Source organism: Flavobacterium sp. PLA-DH12 (genome assembly GCF_059511845.1).
In genome coordinates, this window is sequence record NZ_JCAMPD010000004.1 from 465466 (window position 1) to 485468 (window position 20003).

General features: G+C 34.3%; 20 protein-coding genes. 12 read left to right on the forward strand and 8 right to left on the reverse strand.

Going from position 1 to position 20003, the window contains the following annotated elements; translation table 11 throughout:
• The first annotated feature begins 215 nt into the window (after nt 1-215).
• Nucleotides 216-689 (forward strand): CinA family protein, encoded by a 474-nt coding sequence (locus AC5ZCW_RS10615; protein WP_496119671.1) that lies wholly within the window; start codon nt 216-218, stop codon nt 687-689.
• Nucleotides 690-852: 163 nt separating this feature from the next.
• Here AC5ZCW_RS10615 and AC5ZCW_RS10620 read toward each other — a convergent pair whose 3' ends face one another.
• On the reverse strand, nt 853-1080 hold the full coding sequence (locus AC5ZCW_RS10620) for a hypothetical protein (RefSeq protein WP_496119673.1): 228 nt from the start codon (nt 1078-1080) through the stop codon (nt 853-855).
• A gap of 60 nt (nt 1081-1140) precedes the next feature.
• On the opposite strand from AC5ZCW_RS10620, the gene tnpA reads away from it, so the two are divergent.
• Nucleotides 1141-1599, forward strand: a complete 459-nt coding sequence (tnpA, locus tag AC5ZCW_RS10625; protein WP_496119674.1) for an IS200/IS605 family transposase — start codon at nt 1141-1143, stop codon at nt 1597-1599.
• 79 nt (nt 1600-1678) lie between these two features.
• Here tnpA and AC5ZCW_RS10630 read toward each other — a convergent pair whose 3' ends face one another.
• Nucleotides 1679-2593: a DsbA family protein gene (locus tag AC5ZCW_RS10630; protein WP_496119676.1), complete on the reverse strand. Its 915-nt coding sequence runs from the start codon at nt 2591-2593 to the stop codon at nt 1679-1681.
• A gap of 269 nt (nt 2594-2862) precedes the next feature.
• Here AC5ZCW_RS10630 and AC5ZCW_RS10635 point away from each other — a divergent pair, with 269 nt between their 5' ends.
• The 6 genes from AC5ZCW_RS10635 to AC5ZCW_RS10660 all read left to right on the forward strand — a co-directional run bounded on the left by AC5ZCW_RS10635 (nt 2863) and on the right by AC5ZCW_RS10660 (nt 7217).
• Nucleotides 2863-3561, forward strand: coding sequence for an SMI1/KNR4 family protein (locus AC5ZCW_RS10635; RefSeq protein ID WP_496119678.1), 699 nt, complete (start codon nt 2863-2865; stop codon nt 3559-3561).
• A 31-nt stretch (nt 3562-3592) separates the two neighbouring features.
• Nucleotides 3593-4942, forward strand: coding sequence for a DUF6138 family protein (locus AC5ZCW_RS10640; protein WP_496119679.1), 1350 nt, complete (start codon nt 3593-3595; stop codon nt 4940-4942).
• A 25-nt stretch (nt 4943-4967) separates the two neighbouring features.
• Entirely contained in the window at nt 4968-5342 is a 375-nt protein-coding gene (locus AC5ZCW_RS10645) for a hypothetical protein (RefSeq protein WP_496119681.1), read from the forward strand.
• 9 nt (nt 5343-5351) lie between these two features.
• Nucleotides 5352-6008, forward strand: a complete 657-nt coding sequence (locus AC5ZCW_RS10650; RefSeq protein WP_492445578.1) for an Imm19 family immunity protein — start codon at nt 5352-5354, stop codon at nt 6006-6008.
• 111 nt (nt 6009-6119) lie between these two features.
• Nucleotides 6120-6596, forward strand: a complete 477-nt coding sequence (locus tag AC5ZCW_RS10655; protein WP_343584008.1) for a TlpA family protein disulfide reductase — start codon at nt 6120-6122, stop codon at nt 6594-6596.
• Nucleotides 6597-6602: 6 nt separating this feature from the next.
• Nucleotides 6603-7217, forward strand: coding sequence for a thioredoxin family protein (locus AC5ZCW_RS10660; protein WP_496119684.1), 615 nt, complete (start codon nt 6603-6605; stop codon nt 7215-7217).
• Between the two features lie 143 nt (nt 7218-7360).
• Here AC5ZCW_RS10660 and AC5ZCW_RS10665 read toward each other — a convergent pair whose 3' ends face one another.
• The 4 genes from AC5ZCW_RS10665 to AC5ZCW_RS10680 form a co-directional block, all read right to left on the reverse strand.
• Complete coding sequence (locus AC5ZCW_RS10665) at nt 7361-8590, reverse strand: PQQ-dependent sugar dehydrogenase (protein WP_496119686.1); 1230 nt, start codon at nt 8588-8590, stop codon at nt 7361-7363.
• Between the two features lie 347 nt (nt 8591-8937).
• Nucleotides 8938-9231 (reverse strand): DUF3861 domain-containing protein, encoded by a 294-nt coding sequence (locus AC5ZCW_RS10670; protein WP_281632992.1) that lies wholly within the window; start codon nt 9229-9231, stop codon nt 8938-8940.
• 24 nt (nt 9232-9255) lie between these two features.
• Nucleotides 9256-9987 (reverse strand): LytR/AlgR family response regulator transcription factor, encoded by a 732-nt coding sequence (locus AC5ZCW_RS10675; protein WP_496119688.1) that lies wholly within the window; start codon nt 9985-9987, stop codon nt 9256-9258.
• A complete protein-coding gene (locus AC5ZCW_RS10680) occupies nt 9984-11030 on the reverse strand; it encodes a sensor histidine kinase (RefSeq protein WP_496119690.1) in 1047 nt (348 codons plus the stop codon). The genes AC5ZCW_RS10675 and AC5ZCW_RS10680 overlap by 4 nt, the downstream gene beginning before the upstream one ends.
• A 266-nt stretch (nt 11031-11296) precedes the next feature.
• Here AC5ZCW_RS10680 and AC5ZCW_RS10685 point away from each other — a divergent pair, with 266 nt between their 5' ends.
• The 4 genes from AC5ZCW_RS10685 (at nt 11297) to AC5ZCW_RS10700 (ending at nt 17708) form a co-directional block, all read left to right on the forward strand.
• Nucleotides 11297-12451, forward strand: coding sequence for an efflux RND transporter periplasmic adaptor subunit (locus AC5ZCW_RS10685; RefSeq protein ID WP_281632989.1), 1155 nt, complete (start codon nt 11297-11299; stop codon nt 12449-12451).
• A 5-nt stretch (nt 12452-12456) separates the two neighbouring features.
• Nucleotides 12457-15627, forward strand: coding sequence for an efflux RND transporter permease subunit (locus tag AC5ZCW_RS10690; RefSeq protein WP_198857407.1), 3171 nt, complete (start codon nt 12457-12459; stop codon nt 15625-15627).
• 18 nt (nt 15628-15645) lie between these two features.
• Nucleotides 15646-17052 carry an efflux transporter outer membrane subunit gene (locus tag AC5ZCW_RS10695; protein ID WP_343543858.1) on the forward strand — a complete coding sequence of 469 codons (1407 nt, stop codon included), beginning with the start codon at nt 15646-15648 and terminating at the stop codon, nt 17050-17052.
• A 179-nt stretch (nt 17053-17231) separates the two neighbouring features.
• Nucleotides 17232-17708 (forward strand): hypothetical protein, encoded by a 477-nt coding sequence (locus AC5ZCW_RS10700; RefSeq protein ID WP_496119694.1) that lies wholly within the window; start codon nt 17232-17234, stop codon nt 17706-17708.
• A gap of 360 nt (nt 17709-18068) precedes the next feature.
• Here AC5ZCW_RS10700 and fucP read toward each other — a convergent pair whose 3' ends face one another.
• Both fucP and AC5ZCW_RS10710 read right to left on the reverse strand, forming a co-directional pair.
• Nucleotides 18069-19373: an L-fucose:H+ symporter permease gene (gene fucP, locus AC5ZCW_RS10705; RefSeq protein WP_496119696.1), complete on the reverse strand. Its 1305-nt coding sequence runs from the start codon at nt 19371-19373 to the stop codon at nt 18069-18071.
• Nucleotides 19374-19506: 133 nt separating this feature from the next.
• Nucleotides 19507-19950 carry a MaoC/PaaZ C-terminal domain-containing protein gene (locus AC5ZCW_RS10710; RefSeq protein WP_488754530.1) on the reverse strand — a complete coding sequence of 148 codons (444 nt, stop codon included), beginning with the start codon at nt 19948-19950 and terminating at the stop codon, nt 19507-19509.
• Between the last annotated feature and the right edge of the window lie 53 nt (nt 19951-20003).

Genomic DNA, 20003 nt, shown 5'->3' on the forward strand with positions numbered 1-20003 from the left:
TTGAAGGCTAGTATTCATAAGTTTCACTTTTTTGAAAGTACCTGTTTTACAAATTTAGCAAGGACATTTGAGCAATGTCTTATAAGAAAATATTTGATAGTTGCATAATTAACAGTTACTTATAATGTAAATATTGTAAGAAATTATGTAAGTTTACTAAATCGGAACAATCTACATTTGAGATTGAAATTAATTTATAATTAAATCTAAAACGTATGGCATCAGATAAGGTAACCGCATGCTGTCAAGCTTTGATAGAAAAGAACTTAACGATAGCTTTTGCAGAAAGTGCATCTGCGGGAAAAATGTGTTATGAATTTTCGACTGTTTTTAATTCGGGACGAATTCTAATAGGAGGAATAGTATGTTATCATTCTTCAATGAAAGAAGATTTGCTTCATATTCCGTGGGGGACTATTGAACAATACAGTGCCGAATCTGTTGAGGTTACCAAGTTAATGGCACAAAATTTTTATAGATACATTAATTCAGACATTTGTGTGGGGATAACAGGATTGACAACTCCAGGAGGAAGCGAAAGCGAGTCAAAACCTGTTGGAACAATTTTTATACATATTATTTTGCCTGAAAAAGAGATTGCCAAACGATTTGAGTTTAAAGGAAGTCCGGAAGGTATTATCGATCAAGCAATAGATGTTGTGGCCGATTTGATTTTGAGGGAAATTTAATAAACCAATCAAACGTCCTTACGGGACGATAATCACGCAAACATTTTTTTTCTACCGATGAGATGTTCCTAACGGAACATTTTTTTTTTCTACCAATGAGATGTTTCTAGCGGAACATTTTTTTTGTCCTAAACTAATACTCTTTGGACTTTTGGGAGTCATGTTAAACACAGGCATTTTTAAAATTTGTATCAGCAGAAAGGAAATGTTCCGTTAGGAACATCTCATCGGTAGCATTTTTAAAATTTGCATCAGCAGAAAGGAAATGTTCCATTAGGAACATCTCATCGGTAGTAGTAGTAGTAGTAGTAGTAGTAGTAGTAGTAGTAGTAGTAGTAGTAGCATTTTTAAAATTTGCATCAGCAGAAAGGAAATGTTCCGTTAGGAACATCTCATCGGTAGAACTTTAGATGATTAATTTTTTTTCGTTCCGTAGGAACGTTTGGTTGGTATGGCAAATACGTACACACAATTGCATATACAATTTGTTTTTGCAGTGAAATATAGAAAAGCATTAATTGCAAAGGATTGGAAAGATAAATTACATCAATACATAACGGGTATAATCCAATCCAACAATCATAAAATGTTATGTATTAATAGCATGCCAGATCATATACATATTTTTATAGGAATGCGTCCAACACAATCCATTTCTGCATTAGTTCAAAATGTAAAAACAGAAAGCAGTAAATGGATTAAAGAACAAAAATTGTCACCAGATTTCTTATGGCAAGAAGGTTACGGTGCTTTTTCATATTCAAGAAGTCATGTTCCGAATGTAATTCGATATATTCAAAATCAAGAACAGCATCATAAAATAGAAACATTTTTAGAAGAATACCAGAAACAACTGAAAGTTTTTGAAATAGAATATGATAAAGAGTATATTTTTAAAGAACCCCTTTAGTAATTCTAAATATCATTTTAAGAGACGATATCTTTCCTGCAATCAGATGTTTCAATTGAATATTCTCTCGTTCTTTTAATTATTTTTTGATGTAAAGCAAACCATTTTTTATAGCTTTCTTATTCAATTTCCCTTTACTAAATAATTCTTCCAAAATAGTTTTGGCTTCATTAACCGAAATATCTAATATAACAGCATATTCCTTTGGTGCCAATGTTGGATAAATTTCAAAAATTGACAATGAATTTTTATTTTCAAACTTTTTCTTTTTTGCTTCAGGAAATAACGCTAATAAAGCATTTTCATAAGCATCATAAGGTTTAGAGCCGTAAACAGTTAATTGATTATTTTCTGCATTGGCTAAAAATAAAGTTGGAAAACCTCGTACGCCAAGAGTTTTTCCTAAATTTAAGTCATCTTGAAAAAGTTCTTCTGCATCATCATAATCTGCTTTTAGTTTCGGAACATCTAGACCTGCGATTTTTGCAGCTTCTGCTATGTTTTCCCATTTTGCAATGTTCTTTTTATCTAGATAAAGCTTTTCGCGAAGAATACGCATAAAATAAACCGCTTTTTCCTTGCTTTGCATTTGTGCCGCTTTCATAGCAATACAGGACGGATAAGACGAATCTAACGGATCTTCAATCCAGACATTACCATCCATTGGCATTTCGTAATATAAACTGGCTTCATCCCAATGATGCGCAACATCTGAAGGTTTGCTTATTCCGCCGCTGTTATAACTCCAATCGGGTAATAAACCGCCCATTCGATAATCAATTTCAAAATAATCGCCATACTCTAACTTTAGTTTTCTAAGTTGAGGTTCAATTCCCCAGCAAGAAGAACAAATAGGATCGGTATAGTAAATTATTTTTATCGGTTTATTTTCTGTTCGAATTGTTGTTTTTATACTTGAATTTTCGCCGATAGGCATTTCACACATTCCGCTTACAGGATCGCATAATAACGGATTTGTTTTATCTTCACTCATTTTAGAATTCGTTTGTGATTGGCAGCTTATATTGCAAATCAAGATTAATAGTATCGACAGTATTTTCATAGTAGTTTTAAAAAAGGGACTCTCGGATTTATGAATTTGCTGCAAAGTTGAGACGAATATCATTGCAAGTCAATTAGTCAAGAAAACATGACTAGAAAATAATGGATTATTATTTTTAAAAAGTGGGATTATCATTATAAAGTAATTGCAAGCTTGTAATTAATTGTTTATTTTTCACCATATAAAAATAGAAGCCTAAGATGAATTATATTCAAAAGATTAAACGCCTTTATAACCTATCTGAAAATGAAAACTACGGATTTTCAGAAAATGGGATTCTCGATCTTGAGACAAGATTAAATGTAAAACTTCCTTCAAAACTCAAAGAATATTATTTGGAATTAGGGAAAGAGGAAAATCTTAATTACTGCTTTAACAGGCTTTTGAAACCTGAAAATGAAATCGGATTTTCTGATGATGATTTTCTGGTTTTTTATGAAGAAAATCAAAACGTAGGTTTTTGGGGAATTAAAAAGGAAGATTTGTCACAGAACAATCCACCAGTTTATGGCAATTATGACACGATCGAAAAATCAGATTGGGGAATGGAAACCGAGACAACGGAGAACTTTTTTGTTTTAATGGCAGTTTTCAATGGTACTTTGGGCGGACTTCAATTTAATGGAAATTACTTAGGAGAAATTGATTCGCAAATTGTAAAGTTTGTAGAAGAGAATTATACGCTTGTTCCCGAAATCAGTAGAGAAAATCAGAAAGTATATACAGATGAGTTTTATGAGGTGATCAGTTTGTCATTCGATCAGGAAAACAATTGTACAGGAGCTTTTATTGGATCAAGTATTCAGGAACGATTTGATGCCATTCTTGATCTTGTTGATATTGATTGGTCTTATCTTTCTTATGATGATGAAGAATATGATGAAGAGGATGAAGAATAATCAAATTAAAAATGTGACAATAAAATAGAGAATGAGAGAATTAAATTATTTAGTAAAAATAGAAGGCAACGAAGCGCTTTTAGAAAAATTCATTGAAGCGATTGATAATAATACCGTTAAAATTGATAAAGCATATCCAAATCCGTATCTATTAGATTCGGGAGAAAAATTTCTGTTATCTCCCATAATTGAATATTTTTTCCAGACTAGACCTTTTTCAAAAGAGTTTTATATTTCGTTTGTTGAAAAACTTAGAAAACTTAATGGATTCGATAGCTACCGTTATACATTAGGATTGCAGGCAGAAGAATTGGTTTTTAATAGTTTTGAAAGAGTAAAAAAAGGTAAATACAAGATTTTTATACCTAAAACAAAAGAAGAACTTCCGAAACCTATATTGACAGAAGAGCAAAAAGAGCTTTTGAGCTTTATATGTTATATTGCTGTTTCTCATATAAAATACGGACCAAGTTACGCCACAGTTACAGCAAATGAGTATTTTGATGTGGTAACTGAATTAGGTTCTGATGAAGTAGAACAGCTTAAGAAATTCGGAACAGGAAAACTTTCAAAAGAGCTGACAGAATACAAAGACAAAGATTTTGTAGGTAAAGCAAATGATGTTTTTGCTAAAATAAGTCTAAAACTGATTACCGAAACAGAAGAAAGCTACGCAAAAGCATTGAATTTCGTGAATAACCTTCTAAAATCTGATTTTCCTAAAAGCTTTGAAATTAGTTTTTCGTCCAAAACAAAAGAATTGCTTCCTGTAAAAGGACTTCCAAAATGCGGACAAAATTATTTTTTTGCTGGAGCGGTAAAATATCCAAATCTGCATAATGGTATTTTAGAATATATTGCTCTTACAAAAAAGAAATACGAATGGTATACCAATCTTGAGGCTGAAAATTGTGCCATGCCTTCGACTTTTGCTGTTTTTGCTTTAGGATTGCAAGATGAAAAATATTTTGATACGCTTATCGATTATTATCAAACAATTGATGGAGAACACCAGTCTATTCAGCAGAAATTTACACTAGTGTTTCTGGAGAAATTCGGAATAGACGAAAAATCAATTAAAGTCTACATCAATGCTATTTTATCCATGCAAGAACATCCGCATAATAAGGTTTTTACATCTTATTTTATAAGTGAAAATAGCTTGAAGTTATTATTGGATAGTAAAGAGAATTTTGTTTCGTATTATTTTACAGAAGAAGATTTAAAAGAATATTCAGATAGTGGGACTAATGTTCAAGAAATGGCAAATTATTGCTGGGAAGGTGTGATGTATACAACATTTGGCGAGAAAAAGAATTTTGCTAAAATTAGCAAACAGCTTATAAATGGAGAAAAAGAAATCTTTGAAAAACTTTTGTAACAAGAATCTATATAGTTGATGTTTTATGGATAAAGAGCAGTTTAAAAGTAATTTATTTCAGACCATACAAGAAGCTGTAAACGAATTGAAAAATAAAACAATTCTCTTTACTATAACTCCAATTAAAGAAGAGAATGCAAAATATAATTCAATTGATGATTTTGCTCGATTATGGATTTTAACAGAGAAAAATCTAAGTAAACAATTTTCGTTAGATGAGGTTGTAGATCTTTTGGCGTTGCCTAATTATAAATATCCATTGTGGATAAAAGTGATTTTAAGTGAACGAACAGATGAAAACATAATTTTTGAGTTAAGAATAAGCATGAGATTTAGAACGCCTACACAATTAAAACATAGTGAAGCTGGATATCCGCCTTTTGTTTATGAATTTAAGTAAGATTTAAACATGAATAAGCAAATACAAATCGATGAACTCAACAATAACACTTTTTTCTGGAAGTATTATTTCTGTTGGTCGAGAGGCTATGATGAAAAAGAAGAACTCAATATTGATGAGGTTTTAGAAGTTGTAAAAACAGATGAAACCAAAGCATACGAATGGGAAAGATCATTTTTCAATGAAGAAGATATAGAGGAAAATCCAAGATATGTTGCAGGCGAAATAAATGATGATTTAAATTATGCAGTTGAATTTGCAGAATATGAAATCAACTTTTTCTTGAACGATATTTATATTGGGAATTTAGGAGGTCATTTTGAAGCTTGGTTTTTTACTTTGGATAAATTATTAGCTTTTGAAAAATATCCTAATCTGTTTCTTCTTTTTCTTCCAATGACAGGAATACAAGAAAATGAAAAAGCTGTTTTAAAACCCATAATGGTAAAACATTTAAACGCAATTCCAAAGTTTGAAGCACATTCAGAATATATTTCAGACTGTATTTTAAATGGATTAGTAATGCAATCTCCTTTTGTAGAAATAAAAGATATCGGATTGACAAATACCGAAAATCATAGTGTAAGAAACATAACAGATTATCCGCGCTACAAAGAAGATGTAACGAAATTGAATAAGATTCTGAAAAACAACTTAGTCCCTTAGAATCTTAGCTACTTAGTAGCTTAAAAGACTCATTAAACTTTCATTAACAAAAACTAATTTATCATTATTTTATATTTGTAGGAAACAAATTAATTCTAAAGCATTCTTCTCATGAAAATAAAGCCTTTTTTCTATCTATTTTTATTCGGTATTATTTCAGTTTCGGCTTATAGTCAGAATGTGAAACTGATAAATATTAATCAGCTTAATGAGAGAATCAAAAATGGGAAAGACAGTACATACGTCGTTAACTTTTGGGCGACTTGGTGTGCGCCTTGTATAAAAGAACTGCCGCATTTTGAGAAATTAGGAGCAGAATATAAATCAGAAAAACTGGCTGTTTTATTAGTAAGTCTAGATTTTAAATCGAAACTAACTTCAAATGTAATCCCGCTTGTAAAAAGGAAAAACTTAAAGAATGAAGTCTTTCTTTTAAACGAAAGTAATCCACAAGAATTTATTGATAGAATAGATCCAAGTTGGTCTGGAAGTATTCCAGCAACACTTTTTATTAAAAATGATAAACGAAAATTTGTTGAAAGCGAATTTACCTATGAACAATTATTAACTGAATATAAAAAACTGTAAACCATTATGAAAAAAATAATCTTATTACTAGCATTAGCATTTTCTGCTTTTCTTTCGCATGCCCAAAGTGGCGTAACACTAAAAGCGGGCGACGCAGCACCAGATTTCAAACTGAAAAATGTGGACAACAAAGACGTTTCTTTTGGAACTTTTAAAGATGCAAAAGGATATATTGTTGTTTTTACTTGCAATACTTGTCCTTACGCAGTAGGATACGAGCAAAGAATTATCGATTTGGATAAAAAATTCAGACCACAAGGATATCCTGTAATTGCAATCAATCCAAATGATCCTGAAGCTTCAAATGCCGATACATTTGCTAAAATGCAAGATTTGGCAAAAGACAAGAAATACCCTTTCCCATATTTATTTGATCCAGGACAAAAAATTACTGATGAATATGGAGCAAAACGTACGCCTCATATCTTTATCGTTTCTAAAACGGCAAAAGGAAATGTTGTAGAATATGTTGGAGCTATCGATAATGACCCAGAAGGAAATAATCCGCAAAAAACAAAATATGCAGAAGAGGTTATTGCATCATTAAAAAGCGGACAGAAACCTGCAATTACACAAACTAAAGAAATTGGCTGTACTGTAAAAAGAAAAGCTAAAGCTTAAGCTTTTTGTTTCAAGTTTCAGGTTTCAAGTTTCAAGTTTTATTACGTTACGTTTAACCTGAAACTTGAAACCTGAAACAAAAAAAAAATAAAATATAAAACGCCCCATATTTGGGGCGTTTTTGGCATGTATAATGAACAAGTTTACTTTTTATCTATTCTATAAAGTCTTCCTTGATCGGTAACGGCGTATAATGCTTCATCTTTTCCTTGTGTAATATCTCTAAATCTTTGTCCTTCTCCAGCCAATAATCTTTCTTCTCCAGCAACTTTATTGTCTTTAAAAGCTAAGCGTACAATATGCATACCGCTTAAAGCACCAATAAAAAGATTATTTTGCCATTCTGGAACACGATTTCCTGCGTAGAAAGTCATTCCGCTTGGCGAAACTACAGGATCCCAGTAATAAACAGGTTGTTCCATTCCAGTTTGCTGCGTAATTCCCTCTCCAACTTTCGTACCACTATATTCGATTCCGTAAGTAATTGTTGGCCAGCCGTAATTTGCTCCGCCTGTAATTCTATTAATTTCGTCACCGCCTCTCGGGCCATGCTCGCTTTGCCATAATTCGCCCGTAGTTGGATGAATTGCCAATCCTTGCGGATTTCTGTGTCCAATGCTATAAAGTTCTGGTAAAGCTCCCGTTTGCGTAAAAGAAGGATTTCCTGGCGCTGCTTGTCCGCTTGTTGTAATGCGAACAACTTTGCCCAAACTGCTGGTAACAGATTGTGCTAAAGGACGCGTTTCTAATACAGATCTTTCGCCAATGCTTACGAATAAATTTCCCGTTTTATCAAATAAAACTCGGCCTCCGTAGTGTAATGTACTAGCATTTGGCGTATTAGAACGGTAAATAACATTAACATTTTCAATTGCTGTTTCATTGTCCGAAATTCTGCCTTTTGCTACAGCGGTAATATTTCCGCCAGCAACAACTTCAGAAAAAGCCCAGTAAATCATTCGGTTTGTAGCAAATGCTGGGTCGAGGCAAATTCCGAGTAAACCACCTTGGTCTGCAGGATTTACAGCAGGAACACCAGTCAAGGCATTGCTAATAACTCCAGCTTGAGTTACAATTTTAATTTTTCCAGCTTTTTCAGTAACCAAAAGGCGTCCGTCAGGAAGATAGGCAACGCCCCAAGGAGCGCTTAAGCCGTTGGTGATTACTTTAGATTCAATTTCGGTGGTAGTCTGAATGCTTCCTGCGCGTGTTTGTCCTGAGAATGCGGGCTGATAAGTGGTGTTTGCCGTTCCTGTTTCTACAGGTGGTCCTGTCGGTCCTGGATCTGTGCCTCCTTCAGTATTGTCGTTATTAGAACAGCTGCTCAAAACTAGAAATCCAGCAAGAAGAAATATACTTTTTTGAATAATCATAATGCTTTCGTTTTAATGGTTAAAATTAAATTTTTGCATTATCGAACATTTCGAAAGTGAAGATTTAGGGTAGATGTTTGTTACTTATGAAATGGTCAGTTTCGAACAAACTCTTATTTTCAATTAAGAATGCCTAAATGCTCATGCCATTTTTTATGAAGCAGATGAATTTCAAAAAACAGAAATTAAACTTCTTTTGGAAAGCATTTAGTGGGACATGCCTTATTGGAACGAAAAATTGCTGCAAAATATTGCCACAAAACAAGGGTTTATTCTTTTCTTAGCAGAAATTTAACGTTCTAAAATTCAAGAAGTATTAAGCTGAGGTCTTGCCTTTAAAGGTATTTTTAAAGGCTTTTTAATTTTTTCATGAAGACTGGAAAAACTTCATTTAGTTCGTCAAAAAGAGGATTTTTGCGGTTTTTTATTTTGATTTCGCTAAATAATTTTAAACCTAAAGCAAACTGAACAGCTTGCGAATCGTCGGGAAAAATGTTTTTTTCTTTGATGCGTTCTATTATTCCAAAGATTTCATCGTGATTGTCAAATTCTATTCCGAGTTCTTTTGCCGGTTCGGTTTCACCGTTTGCATATTCCTTAAGGCTTAATGTTAAGTAATATTTGTTTGATCTTTTTTCCATGATTTTGTAATTCTTATTCTAAATTTATTTCAGCCATTTATCGACTAATGTCTTAAAGGCTTCTTTATATTGTTCGCCAACCGTTATTTCTATTTTATCAATAAAAATGGAGTTTTTACTAATGGCGCTTATTTTATCTAATGAGACAATGAAAGAACGATGTACGCGCATGAATTTTGAGGAAGGCAGTTTTTCTTCTAATGCTTTAAGCGAAATAAGAGACATTAAAGCTTTCTGCGAATCTTCAAGATGTACTTTTACATAATCTTTCAGACTTTCAATATAGGTGATGTCTTTTAGTGAAATTCTTACCCATTGATATTCTACCTTCAAGAAGATAAATTCGTCATCTGCCGTAATAGTAGTAAACGTATTGTTGGCTTCTTCTGCTAATTGTAAAACTTTGCTTGAAGCACGCAGAAATTCTTCATAGCTAAAAGGTTTCAAAAGATAATCTACAGCATTTACTTTGTAACCTTCAATTGCATAATGATTGTAAGCCGTAGTAAAAATGATTTTTGGCAAAGGTCCGGCCTGATCTTGTATTAATCTTGCCAATTCCATTCCGCTTAAATTAGGCATATTAATATCTAAAAAAACAAGATCTGGTTTTGTTTCCCTGATAAGACCCATTGCATCGACAGCATTGTCGCAGGTCGTAATTAATTCTAAAAACGGAGTCTGCTCTATAAAGGTTTCTACCAATCTTAAAGCCAATGGTTCGTCATCTACTGCTATACATTTTATTACTGTCATTGCTCTAAATTTATCTTCAATTTAATTTTATATGTTCCGTGGTCGGTAACTCCAAAAGAAATAAAATGCTGATTCGGATAAATCAATTGCAGTCTTCTTTTGGTGTTGGTTAAACCAATTCCGCCTACATCAGAAACTGCTATTTTTTCAAAATAAGTATTTTCAACTTCAAATTCGAGCTCACTTCCATTTTGTGTAAGCTTAATGTAAATTTCACTTTTATCGGTGGCATGAACACCATGTTTAAAAGCATTTTCTACTAAAGGTAGTAATAACATCGGAACAATTGGGTAATCATGTATTTTTTCGGGAATATCTGTTGTAATAGTCAGTTTACTATTGGCACGAAGTTTCATTAATGCAATGAAATCTCTCATAAATTCAGCTTCTTTCAGCAACGTAGTTTTTTCTTCTGTGCTGTAAAGCAGATAACGCATCATACGGCTCAAAGTGTGAAGCGCATTCCTAGAATCTTCAATATCGGTATAAGTAAGTGAATAAATGCTATTAAGCGAGTTAAAGAAAAAATGTGGATTGATTTGTGCTTTAAGCATAGCTAGTTCGGCAGCCGTTTTATCCTGTTCTAATTTTTGCTTATGCTGAGCCGCTTTTTGCCAATATTGCAACATAGCCCAGCTTGTGCTTATTCCTAAAACAAGTAAACTGAGCATTAAAACGTAATTGTCGAAATAAGGATTTTTGTATTTTTTGAATCCTAGAATCAAACTTATTTTGGTGTGAAGATCGGTTTGTGAAGTATAAAAATACGCAATAACCTGCATAGCAAAAATCGTAATAAAAGCCCAAACCAAAAAAGGAGAAGTATTGTCTTTAAAAATGGTTCTTGGAACTATAATTCTTGCATTCGAATAAAAAATGATGATCAGTAAAATCAATAAGACCATTTGCCAAAGCCAGAAGACACCAGGTAGCGTTACATTCCAAGTTAAAGGTATGTAAAATAGCATGATAAAGCCTAATAATACCCAGCTCAGTATGTGTAATCCGGTAAATAAGTAAGGTCTGAAAAAGCTTGGTCCCATTGTAATTTTTGATATTTATGGACAATATTACATTTTATTCAAATACAATTTTTGGGTAATCGCTAAAATGGGATTTAGAGTCTCTAAAAAGCATTTTAGAGCCGATAAGACAAAAATTAAACACTTGTTTAATATTTTAAATAAAACCATCGGTTCTCATCTTGCCTTTATCGATTGTCTCTTGCTGTTCGTCTATTTGAAAAATTTCGTATCTTATATTTTATTTCTTTTGTTCACATATAATCGATAATTACACATTTTTCACAATGACTAAGCAATCATTTTTAAGCATCCTCGCAGCATCACTTATTATCGCTTCTTGCGGTAAAAATGATAAATCGGCTCAAGCCGGAGGTGCGCCGCAGATTAAAGAATATAAGACTGTGACATTACAGCTAAAATCAGCGACATTAAACAGCGATTTTCCTGCTAGTATCCAAGGACAGCAAAATATAGAAATTCGCCCAAGAGTTGAAGGCTATATTGATAAAATTTTTGTTGATGAAGGTGCTGTAGTAAAAGCGGGACAGCCTTTATTTAAGATTAGCGCTCCAGAATATGAGCAGCAAGTTCGTACTGCAACAGCAAGCATTAAAAGTGCTCAGGCAGAAGTTAGTTCAGCAAAATTGGCTGTGAATAAAGTAAAACCATTGGTTGAAAAAGGAATTATCAGCAAATACGATTTAGAGTCGGCTCAATATACTTATGAGTCAGCTGTGGCATCTCTAGCTCAAGCAAATGCAGCTTTAGTAAATGCTAAAGTTAATTTAGGTTATACTACCGTAACAAGTCCCGTAAATGGAGTTGTAGGTTCGATTCCTTTCCGTTTAGGAAGTTTGGTGAGTTCTAATACAGCCGAACCTTTAACAACAGTTTCAAGTATTGGTAATGTATACGCTTATTTTGCAATGAATGAAAAAGTGCTTCTAAATTTCACTAAAGACGCAGGAGGTTCATTAAACCAAAAAATTAAAAGCATGCCAGATGTTTCTTTGGTACTTTCTGATGGTTCGACTTATGATCAAAAAGGAAAAATAGAAACCGTAAACGGATTAATTAATACAGAAACAGGTACTGTAAATTTTAGAGCTCGTTTCCCAAATCCAAAAGGAATTATCAGAAGCGGGAGCAGTACTACAGTGCAAATTCCGAACTACGTTAAAGACGCCATTATAATTCCTCAAAGTGCCACTTTCGAATTACAGGATAAAATGTTTGCAGTTGTTGTAGGAAAAGACAAAAAGACAACAAATGCTAATATCACAGTGTTGGACAACTCAGCAGGAAACTATTATGTGGTAACAAGCGGTTTAAAAGCTGGAGATGAAATCGTATTAGAAGGAGTAGCTTCATTGAAAGAAGGAACTGAAATTAAACCTAATAATCAAAGCCAAGAAGCAGTTTACGCCGATTTAAAATAAAAAAAATGTTTAAAAAATTTATACAAAGACCCGTACTCTCGACGGTAATATCTGTTATTATCGTCATCTTAGGTGTTTTAGGCCTAATTGAGTTACCGATTTCTCAATATCCGGATATCGCGCCACCAACGGTAAACGTTGCAGCAAGTTATACTGGTGCCAATGCAGATGTGGTACTTAAAAGTATCGTAATTCCGCTTGAGGAGCAGATTAATGGTGTAGAAAACATGACTTACATGACTTCTACAGCAACAAATGACGGAAATGCTTCGATCAAAGTTTTCTTTAAAGTAGGAACAAATCCCGATTTAGCTGCGGTAAACGTTCAGAATAGGGTTTCTAGAGCAACAAGTTTATTGCCAGTAGAGGTAACTCAGGCTGGGGTTACAGTAACCAAAAGTCAGAGTAGTAACTTGTTGATTTTCTCTTTATATAGTGATGATAAAGCTTACGATCAGACGTTTCTTCAAAACTATGCAAAGATCAACCTTGTACCGCAAATCCAGCGTGTAGTTGGGGTGGGAGATGTAACGGTTTTTGGTGCCAAAGATTACTCGATGAGAATCTGGCTAAAACCTGACATAATGCAGCAGTATAAACTGATTCCAAGCGATATTTCGGCAGCTTTAGCAGAACAAAATATCGAAGCAGCACCAGGTAAATTTGGTGAAAACGGAAATCAGGCATTTCAATATGTAATTAAATACAAAGGACGTCTAACAAGTGCTCAGGAATTTGGAGACATTGTTATAAAATCTGTTGGAAATGGACAGATGCTTAGACTTAAAGATGTGGCCAAAGTTGAATTGGGATCTTTAAGTTATTCGTCAACGATTAAAACAAACGGAGTGGAATCGGCAGCAATGGCGATTAGTCAGACTCCAGGATCTAATGCTCGTGATGTAATTATCAATTCTAAAAAACTGATTGAAGAAGCAGCGAAAAGTTTTCCAAAAGGAATGAAGTACACTATTATGGTGGACGTTAACGAGAACTTGGATGCTTCTATTGAGAAAGTAATTCACACTTTGGTTGAAGCCTTTATATTGGTTTTTATCGTAGTATTTATTTTCCTTCAAGATTTTAGATCGACTTTAATTCCAGCAATTGCGGTTCCGGTTGCGATTGTGGGTACATTCTTCTTCCTGAATTTATTCGGATTTACGATCAACTTATTGACGCTTTTTGCAATGGTACTCGCCATTGGTATTGTGGTCGATGATGCGATTGTCGTCGTCGAGGCCGTTCACGCCAAGTTGGATCACGGATATAAATCGGCTAAAAAAGCGACTATTCATGCGATGGACGAAATTTCGGGAGCGATTATTTCGATCACCTTAGTAATGGCTGCGGTATTTATTCCAGTAACCTTTATTAACGGATCAACTGGGGTATTCTACAAACAGTTTGGTATTACACTGGCCGTTGCGATTATTCTTTCGGCAGTAAATGCCTTGACTTTGAGTCCAGCTTTATGTGCGCTTTTATTGAAACCACATGCTGATGATCACAAACATAAAAGTTATTTACAGCGTTTTTACACTTCATTTAACGTGGCATTCGACAATGTTACAGCACGATACAAACGTTCTGTAAGTTTCCTTTCTGCGAAAAAATGGATTGCATTGGCTTCAATTGTAATTGCTGGTGCTGCGTTGGTTTATATGATGAAAACTACGCCTTCTGCTTTCGTACCTTCGGAAGATCAAGGAACTGTTTTTGCTAATATTAGTTTGCCACCATCAGCTTCTATGGAACGTTCTGATATTATTGCTAAAAGAGTAGATAGTATTGCGAAAACAATTCCAGGAGTTAAAAATACACTTCGTATTGTCGGACAGAACTTTACAGCTGGAGCAGGTAGTGCCTATAGTATGGTAATTGTAAAATTATATCCTTGGGATCAGCGTGATTTAAGTGTTGATGATGTAATCGGACAGCTTTTTGCAAAAACAAGCGGTATTCGTGAAGCAAGTATTTTCTTTATTTCGCCTCCAACTATCCAAGGTTTTGGACAAAGTGGTGGATTCGAATTCCAATTGCAGGATAAAGGAGGGCATACAACTTCTGAGTTTTATAAAGTTAATAATGAATTCTTAGCGAAATTATCGGAACGTCCAGAAATTCAATATGCAACAACGCCATTTAACCCTGGTTTCCCTCAGTATATGATGGATATAAATTTAGCGAAAGCGAAAGACGCAGGAGTTTCTGTAAATACGATTTTATCGACCATGCAAGGATATTACGGAGGATTGTATGCTTCGAATTTCAACAAATTCGGAAAACAATACCGTGTAATGGTTCAAGCAGCTCCAGAATTTAGAGCGAATACAGAAGGATTGAATAAAATTTTCGTTCGCAACAGCGCAGGAAATATGGCGCCAATTACCGAGTTTGTAAAAATGACCAGAGTTTTTGGACCAGAATCTATTTCGAGATTTAACTTATTTACGTCAATTTCGATTACAGGAGCGCCAAAACCAGGTTATAGTTCTGGAGATGCTATTAAAGCAATTCAAGAAGTGGCAGCAGAAAATCTTCCTGCAGGATATGGATATGAATTTTCAGGTTTAACGCGTGAGGAATTAGCTTCAGGAAGTGAAACAATTTTCATTTTCCTTTTATGTTTGGTTTTCGTTTATTTCTTACTGAGTGCACAATACGAAAGTTACATTTTACCATTTGCGGTATTATTATCAATTCCGTTTGGATTAGCAGGAGCGTATTTATTCTCGATTATTTTTAAATTAAATAGTAACATTTACCTGCAGATTTCCTTAATCATGCTTATCGGACTTCTGGCGAAGAACGGTATCTTGATTGTCGAATTTGCTTTGGATAGAAGAAGAAAAGGACTTCCAATTGTACAAGCTGCCATTGAAGGAGCAGTAGCGCGTTTACGTCCAATTCTGATGACTTCGTTTGCCTTTATTTTAGGATTAGTTCCGTTGATGTTTGCCAAAGGCGCAGGTGCTGTTGGTAATAAATCTATTGGTACTGGTGCCGTTGGAGGTATGTTAATCGGAACCATTTTAGGAGTATTTGTTATTCCGGTTCTGTTTATCATTTTCCAAAACTTGCAAGAAAGAATAAGTGGTCCAGCGAAAGATGGTTATGATGATGACGATGATGATGAAGACGAAATTCATTTAATAGAAGCTCACAAAGAGTAAAATTTAATTACAACAAAAATGACGAATAGTTCTAATAAATATATTTTACTGGTAATAACAGCCGCACTCATTAGTGCGTGCTCTGTTACCAAGAAATACGAACGTCCCACAACTTTAAAAACAGATCAATTGTATCGTGATCAGTCTACTACAGATTCGACTACAATTGCAGACATGCCTTGGAATACTGTTTTTAAAGATGAAAAATTAAATGCATTAATCCAGAAAGGTTTAGAACAAAACTTGAATCTGAAAAATGCAATTGAGAATATTGTTCAAGCAAGAGCTTCTCTGCGTCAGAGTAAATTGGCTTATTACCCAAGCTTGCAGTTGGACGCAAACGTAACGCATAACAAGCAATCGCAGGCAGGATTAAACTTTCCAGCAGGAATCAATATTAATACCTTAACAACTACTTACAAATTAGGCGTAAGCAGTTCTTGGGAAATTGATGTTTGGGGAAAATTAAGCAGTTCTAAAAGAGCGGCTCTAGCAACTTATTTAGCTTCAGATGCTGCAAAACAAGCCGTTCAGACGCAATTAATTGCTGATATTGCTAATAATTACTTCTTGCTATTATCGTATGATGAATCGTTAAAAATTACGGAAGAAACATTAAAAAGCCGTATCGAAAACGTTGCAACCATTAAAGCGTTAAAAGAAGGAGCAATTGTAACTGGTGCAGCTGTTGTTCAGAGTGAAGCTAATCAGCATGCAGCTGAAGTTTTAATTCCGGACTTAAAACAAAGCATTCGTGAAACCGAAAATGCTATAAATATTTTACTAGGGCAAGGGCCTGGACCAATTGATAGAGGAGTTCTAGGAACACAGATTATTCCTGAAAAAATCGCAATCGGAATGCCAGCGCAGCTATTAAATAATCGTCCAGATGTCCGTCAAGCGGAATTTAATTTCAGAGTCGCTTTTGAGTCGACTAATTTGGCTAAAACTTATTTTTACCCAAGTTTGACGCTTACAGCAAGTACAGGATTTTCAAATTTAGAGTTGAATGATTTCTTTAGCCATTCTATTTTTTATTCGATTATCGGGGGATTGACGCAGCCAATATTTAATCATGGTGTGAATAAAATGAGATTGACCACAGCGCAATCACAACAATTGCAAGCATACAACAATTTCCAGCAAAGTCTTTTAGTGGCTGGTCAGGAAGTTTCAAATGCTTTGTATGCGTACCAAATGGCTGTTGAAAAAGAAGATTCTAGAGCGAAACAAATCGCAGCTTTAGAAAAAGCAGTAGACTTTACGCAAGAACTTTTAGAATACAGTTCGGCAACTAACTATACAGATGTATTAACATCTCAGCAAAATCTTTTAGCAGCACAATTAAACGGAGTTAATGATAACCTGCAAAAATTACAAGCTGTTATTAATTTGTACAGAGCGTTGGGTGGTGGTTGGAAATAATTGTTTATAATGATAAAAACCGTCTCAAAACCTGAGACGGTTTTTTGAAAAGTACGTCGTTTAAAAAACGCTCTCCGTCGATTAGTTTGGTAATTTTGTATAATGAATGCTTAAATCGTAAAACTTTGGCACTACTTTCGATTAATATCTAATAAGATTAACATTTAAATTTTAAAGACATGAAAAAGTTTATATTCGCCTCAGTGCTTTTTATGAGTGCATTTTTTGCTCAAGCTCAGGTATCAGTAAATGTAAATATTGGTACACCTCCAAATTGGGGGCCGTTAGGTTACGACAACAGCAGATACTATTATTTGCCAGACATCGATGTATATTATGATGTAAATCAAAGCGTATTTATTTACGACAACAGCGGAAAATGGGTTCGTGAAAGAAGACTTCCGTCAAGATATAGAAACTATGATTTGTATTCTGGTTATAAAGTAGTTTTGACAGATTATAGAGGAGATGCTCCGTACTATTATCACACAAAACATAGAGCCGAATACCCGAAAGGTTACCACGGAAAACCTCAAAAAAATAGAGGAGAAAAACCAAAAGGCAACAACGGAAATCATTACGGAAACGATAAAGGAAAAAACAAAGAAGATAAGTCAGACAAAAACCACGATCACGGTAATGGCAAACACCATTAAATAAACATGACTAAAAGAAAACGCCTCCAATTGGAGGCGTTTTTGATCATTATATAGCCACTAATTGCACGAATTAGCACGAATTTTTATTTTTATAAAAGGGTGTAATTTATGCTAATTCATGGCTAAAATGAATTGCCTCCAGCTTTAGCTGGAGGTTACTAGATTCTACATTTATTGGCTTTAGCCAAACTAGGCGCAAAAGTTTGGCTAAAGCCTTTTATTTGGATAAACAAAAAACCTCCAGCTAAAGCTGGAGGCAATTGATATTTAAATATTTTTTAAAAATAAATTTGTGCTAATTCGAGTAATTCGTGGCTAAAAGAAATCCTTTTAATCCAAATAATCTGTGGCAAAAAACTATTCAGAGAGAGTTTTTACTTTATGACCAAATGCCCCAAAAGAAAGAATGATCAAGAAGCAAACTAAAGGAATAATATATCCTGACTGAATATCATCGTGATTCATATCAATTAAAGTTCCCATTCCGTACGGAATAATAGCACCGCCGACAATCGACATTACCAACCAAGAAGAACCCGTTTCAGTATTCGATTTTAAGCCTTTAATTCCTAAAGAGAAAATCGTTGGGAACATAATTGACATAAAGAACCCAATTCCTCCAAGGGCATAAATAACCACAATTCCAGAACCGTAAATTGCAACTAGACATAATAAAACGCTCATTATGCAGTAGATTGACAACAATACATAATCTTTTACAAAACGTAAAAAGAAAGTTCCAATAAAACGTCCTGCCATAAAAAGAAAGCCATAGATTCCTAAGTAATATCCAGCCGTTTTTTCGTCTAATCCAGCTCCTTGCTGTGCAATTCTGATAAAGAAACTTGTTATGCAAACCTGTGCACCAACATAGAAAAATTGAGCTACAACGCCCCAGCTTAAATGTCTGAATTTTAAAACCGAGAAAAATCCAGGTTTAATTTCAGCTTCTGCATGAGTTGCTTTCATTGAAGGCAGTTGTACAAAGTAAAATATAACAGCAACCAAAACTAAGATGCTTCCTAAAACAATATAAGGCATTTTTACAGAAGCAGCTTCACCTAATAAATAAGCCGCTTTTTCCGCCTCAGGCATTGCTGCCATTTGTTCTTTTGTATGATTTGTTCCGGAAAGAATAAATAGCGAACCTACAATTGGAGCGACCATAGCAGCCAATCCATTAAAAGAAGCGGCTAAATTCAATCTTTTAGAAGAAGATTCTGCAGGTCCTAATATTGCAGCGTATGGGTTTGCACTAGTTTCTAAGATCGTTAAACCACATCCAATTACAAAAAGTGCAAATAAGAACAATTCGTAAGTTCTAGTATTAGCTGCTGGAACAAACAAAAATGCTCCCGCTGCAAAAACTAATAATCCAGTAATGATACTGTTTTTATAACCAAATCTTTTAATCAGCATTCCGGCTGGAATCGCCATAATGAAGTAAGCAAAGAATACAGAAGTATCAATTAGAGTAGACTGGCGATTGTTTAATTCGCACGCTTTTTTCAAGTGCGGAATTAAAACTGAATCTAAGTTGTGGGCCATTCCCCACAGAAAAAATAGGCATGTAACGAGGATAAAAGGCAAAAGATATTGCTTTTGATTTCCTCCTTCTGTTGGCACTTCATGTAGATCGCCGGCTTGGTTTGTAATTTGCATTCGTGTGATAGTTTTTAGTTTATTTTTTTATAGGTTCTAAGGTTCTGAGGTGCTTAGATTCTAAGTTTTTTTTGCCACAAAGGCATTAAGTCGCAAAGTTTTTAAAACCTTAGCACCTTAGAATCTTGGCATCTTAGAACCTTTTCTTCACAAGCAATAGATGATCACATACCAAAACGACTTCACCGCGTTGGTTAATGATTTCTACATGTTCGGTTACGGTTCCCATTTCTGGATTTTTGGCTTCTCCTTTTTCAGAAATAGTAATTTCAGAGTGAATAGTGTCGCCGATATGAACTGGTTTTACAAAACGCATTTTGTCGTAACCTCTAGAAAAAGCTTCTGGATTTATTTCTGAAGCAGTTAATCCGATTCCAATCGCAAAAACCATAGTTCCATGCGCAATTCTTTGCCCAAATGGTTGTGTTTTGCACCATTCTTCGTCCATGTGGTGTGGGAAGAAATCTCCTGTGTGTCCGGCATGAACCACAAAATCAGTTTCTGTAATTGTTCTGCCTAAAGTTATTCGTTTGTCGTCGATTTGATAATCTTCGAAAAAAGTTGATTTAAAATACATAATTTATTCTTTTTATTCGTCAGTTCAACATCACGTTTGTTTTGAAGAGGACT

Excerpts from the sequence above, each read along its gene's own strand:
- AC5ZCW_RS10615 (WP_496119671.1), top strand. The coding sequence starts at position 216 with ATGGCATCAGATAAGGTAACCGCATGCTGTCAAGCTTTGATAGAAAAG.
- AC5ZCW_RS10620 (WP_496119673.1), bottom strand. The coding sequence starts at position 1,080 with ATGTTCCTAACGGAACATTTCCTTTCTGCTGATGCAAATTTTAAAAAT.
- tnpA (WP_496119674.1), top strand. The coding sequence starts at position 1,141 with ATGGCAAATACGTACACACAATTGCATATACAATTTGTTTTTGCAGTG.
- AC5ZCW_RS10630 (WP_496119676.1), bottom strand. The coding sequence starts at position 2,593 with ATGAGTGAAGATAAAACAAATCCGTTATTATGCGATCCTGTAAGCGGA.
- AC5ZCW_RS10635 (WP_496119678.1), top strand. The coding sequence starts at position 2,863 with ATGAATTATATTCAAAAGATTAAACGCCTTTATAACCTATCTGAAAAT.
- AC5ZCW_RS10640 (WP_496119679.1), top strand. The coding sequence starts at position 3,593 with ATGAGAGAATTAAATTATTTAGTAAAAATAGAAGGCAACGAAGCGCTT.
- AC5ZCW_RS10645 (WP_496119681.1), top strand. The coding sequence starts at position 4,968 with ATGGATAAAGAGCAGTTTAAAAGTAATTTATTTCAGACCATACAAGAA.
- AC5ZCW_RS10650 (WP_492445578.1), top strand. The coding sequence starts at position 5,352 with ATGAATAAGCAAATACAAATCGATGAACTCAACAATAACACTTTTTTC.
- AC5ZCW_RS10655 (WP_343584008.1), top strand. The coding sequence starts at position 6,120 with ATGAAAATAAAGCCTTTTTTCTATCTATTTTTATTCGGTATTATTTCA.
- AC5ZCW_RS10660 (WP_496119684.1), top strand. The coding sequence starts at position 6,603 with ATGAAAAAAATAATCTTATTACTAGCATTAGCATTTTCTGCTTTTCTT.
- AC5ZCW_RS10665 (WP_496119686.1), bottom strand. The coding sequence starts at position 8,590 with ATGATTATTCAAAAAAGTATATTTCTTCTTGCTGGATTTCTAGTTTTG.
- AC5ZCW_RS10670 (WP_281632992.1), bottom strand. The coding sequence starts at position 9,231 with ATGGAAAAAAGATCAAACAAATATTACTTAACATTAAGCCTTAAGGAA.
- AC5ZCW_RS10675 (WP_496119688.1), bottom strand. The coding sequence starts at position 9,987 with ATGACAGTAATAAAATGTATAGCAGTAGATGACGAACCATTGGCTTTA.
- AC5ZCW_RS10680 (WP_496119690.1), bottom strand. The coding sequence starts at position 11,030 with ATGGGACCAAGCTTTTTCAGACCTTACTTATTTACCGGATTACACATA.
- AC5ZCW_RS10685 (WP_281632989.1), top strand. The coding sequence starts at position 11,297 with ATGACTAAGCAATCATTTTTAAGCATCCTCGCAGCATCACTTATTATC.
- AC5ZCW_RS10690 (WP_198857407.1), top strand. The coding sequence starts at position 12,457 with ATGTTTAAAAAATTTATACAAAGACCCGTACTCTCGACGGTAATATCT.
- AC5ZCW_RS10695 (WP_343543858.1), top strand. The coding sequence starts at position 15,646 with ATGACGAATAGTTCTAATAAATATATTTTACTGGTAATAACAGCCGCA.
- AC5ZCW_RS10700 (WP_496119694.1), top strand. The coding sequence starts at position 17,232 with ATGAAAAAGTTTATATTCGCCTCAGTGCTTTTTATGAGTGCATTTTTT.
- fucP (WP_496119696.1), bottom strand. The coding sequence starts at position 19,373 with ATGCAAATTACAAACCAAGCCGGCGATCTACATGAAGTGCCAACAGAA.
- AC5ZCW_RS10710 (WP_488754530.1), bottom strand. The coding sequence starts at position 19,950 with ATGTATTTTAAATCAACTTTTTTCGAAGATTATCAAATCGACGACAAA.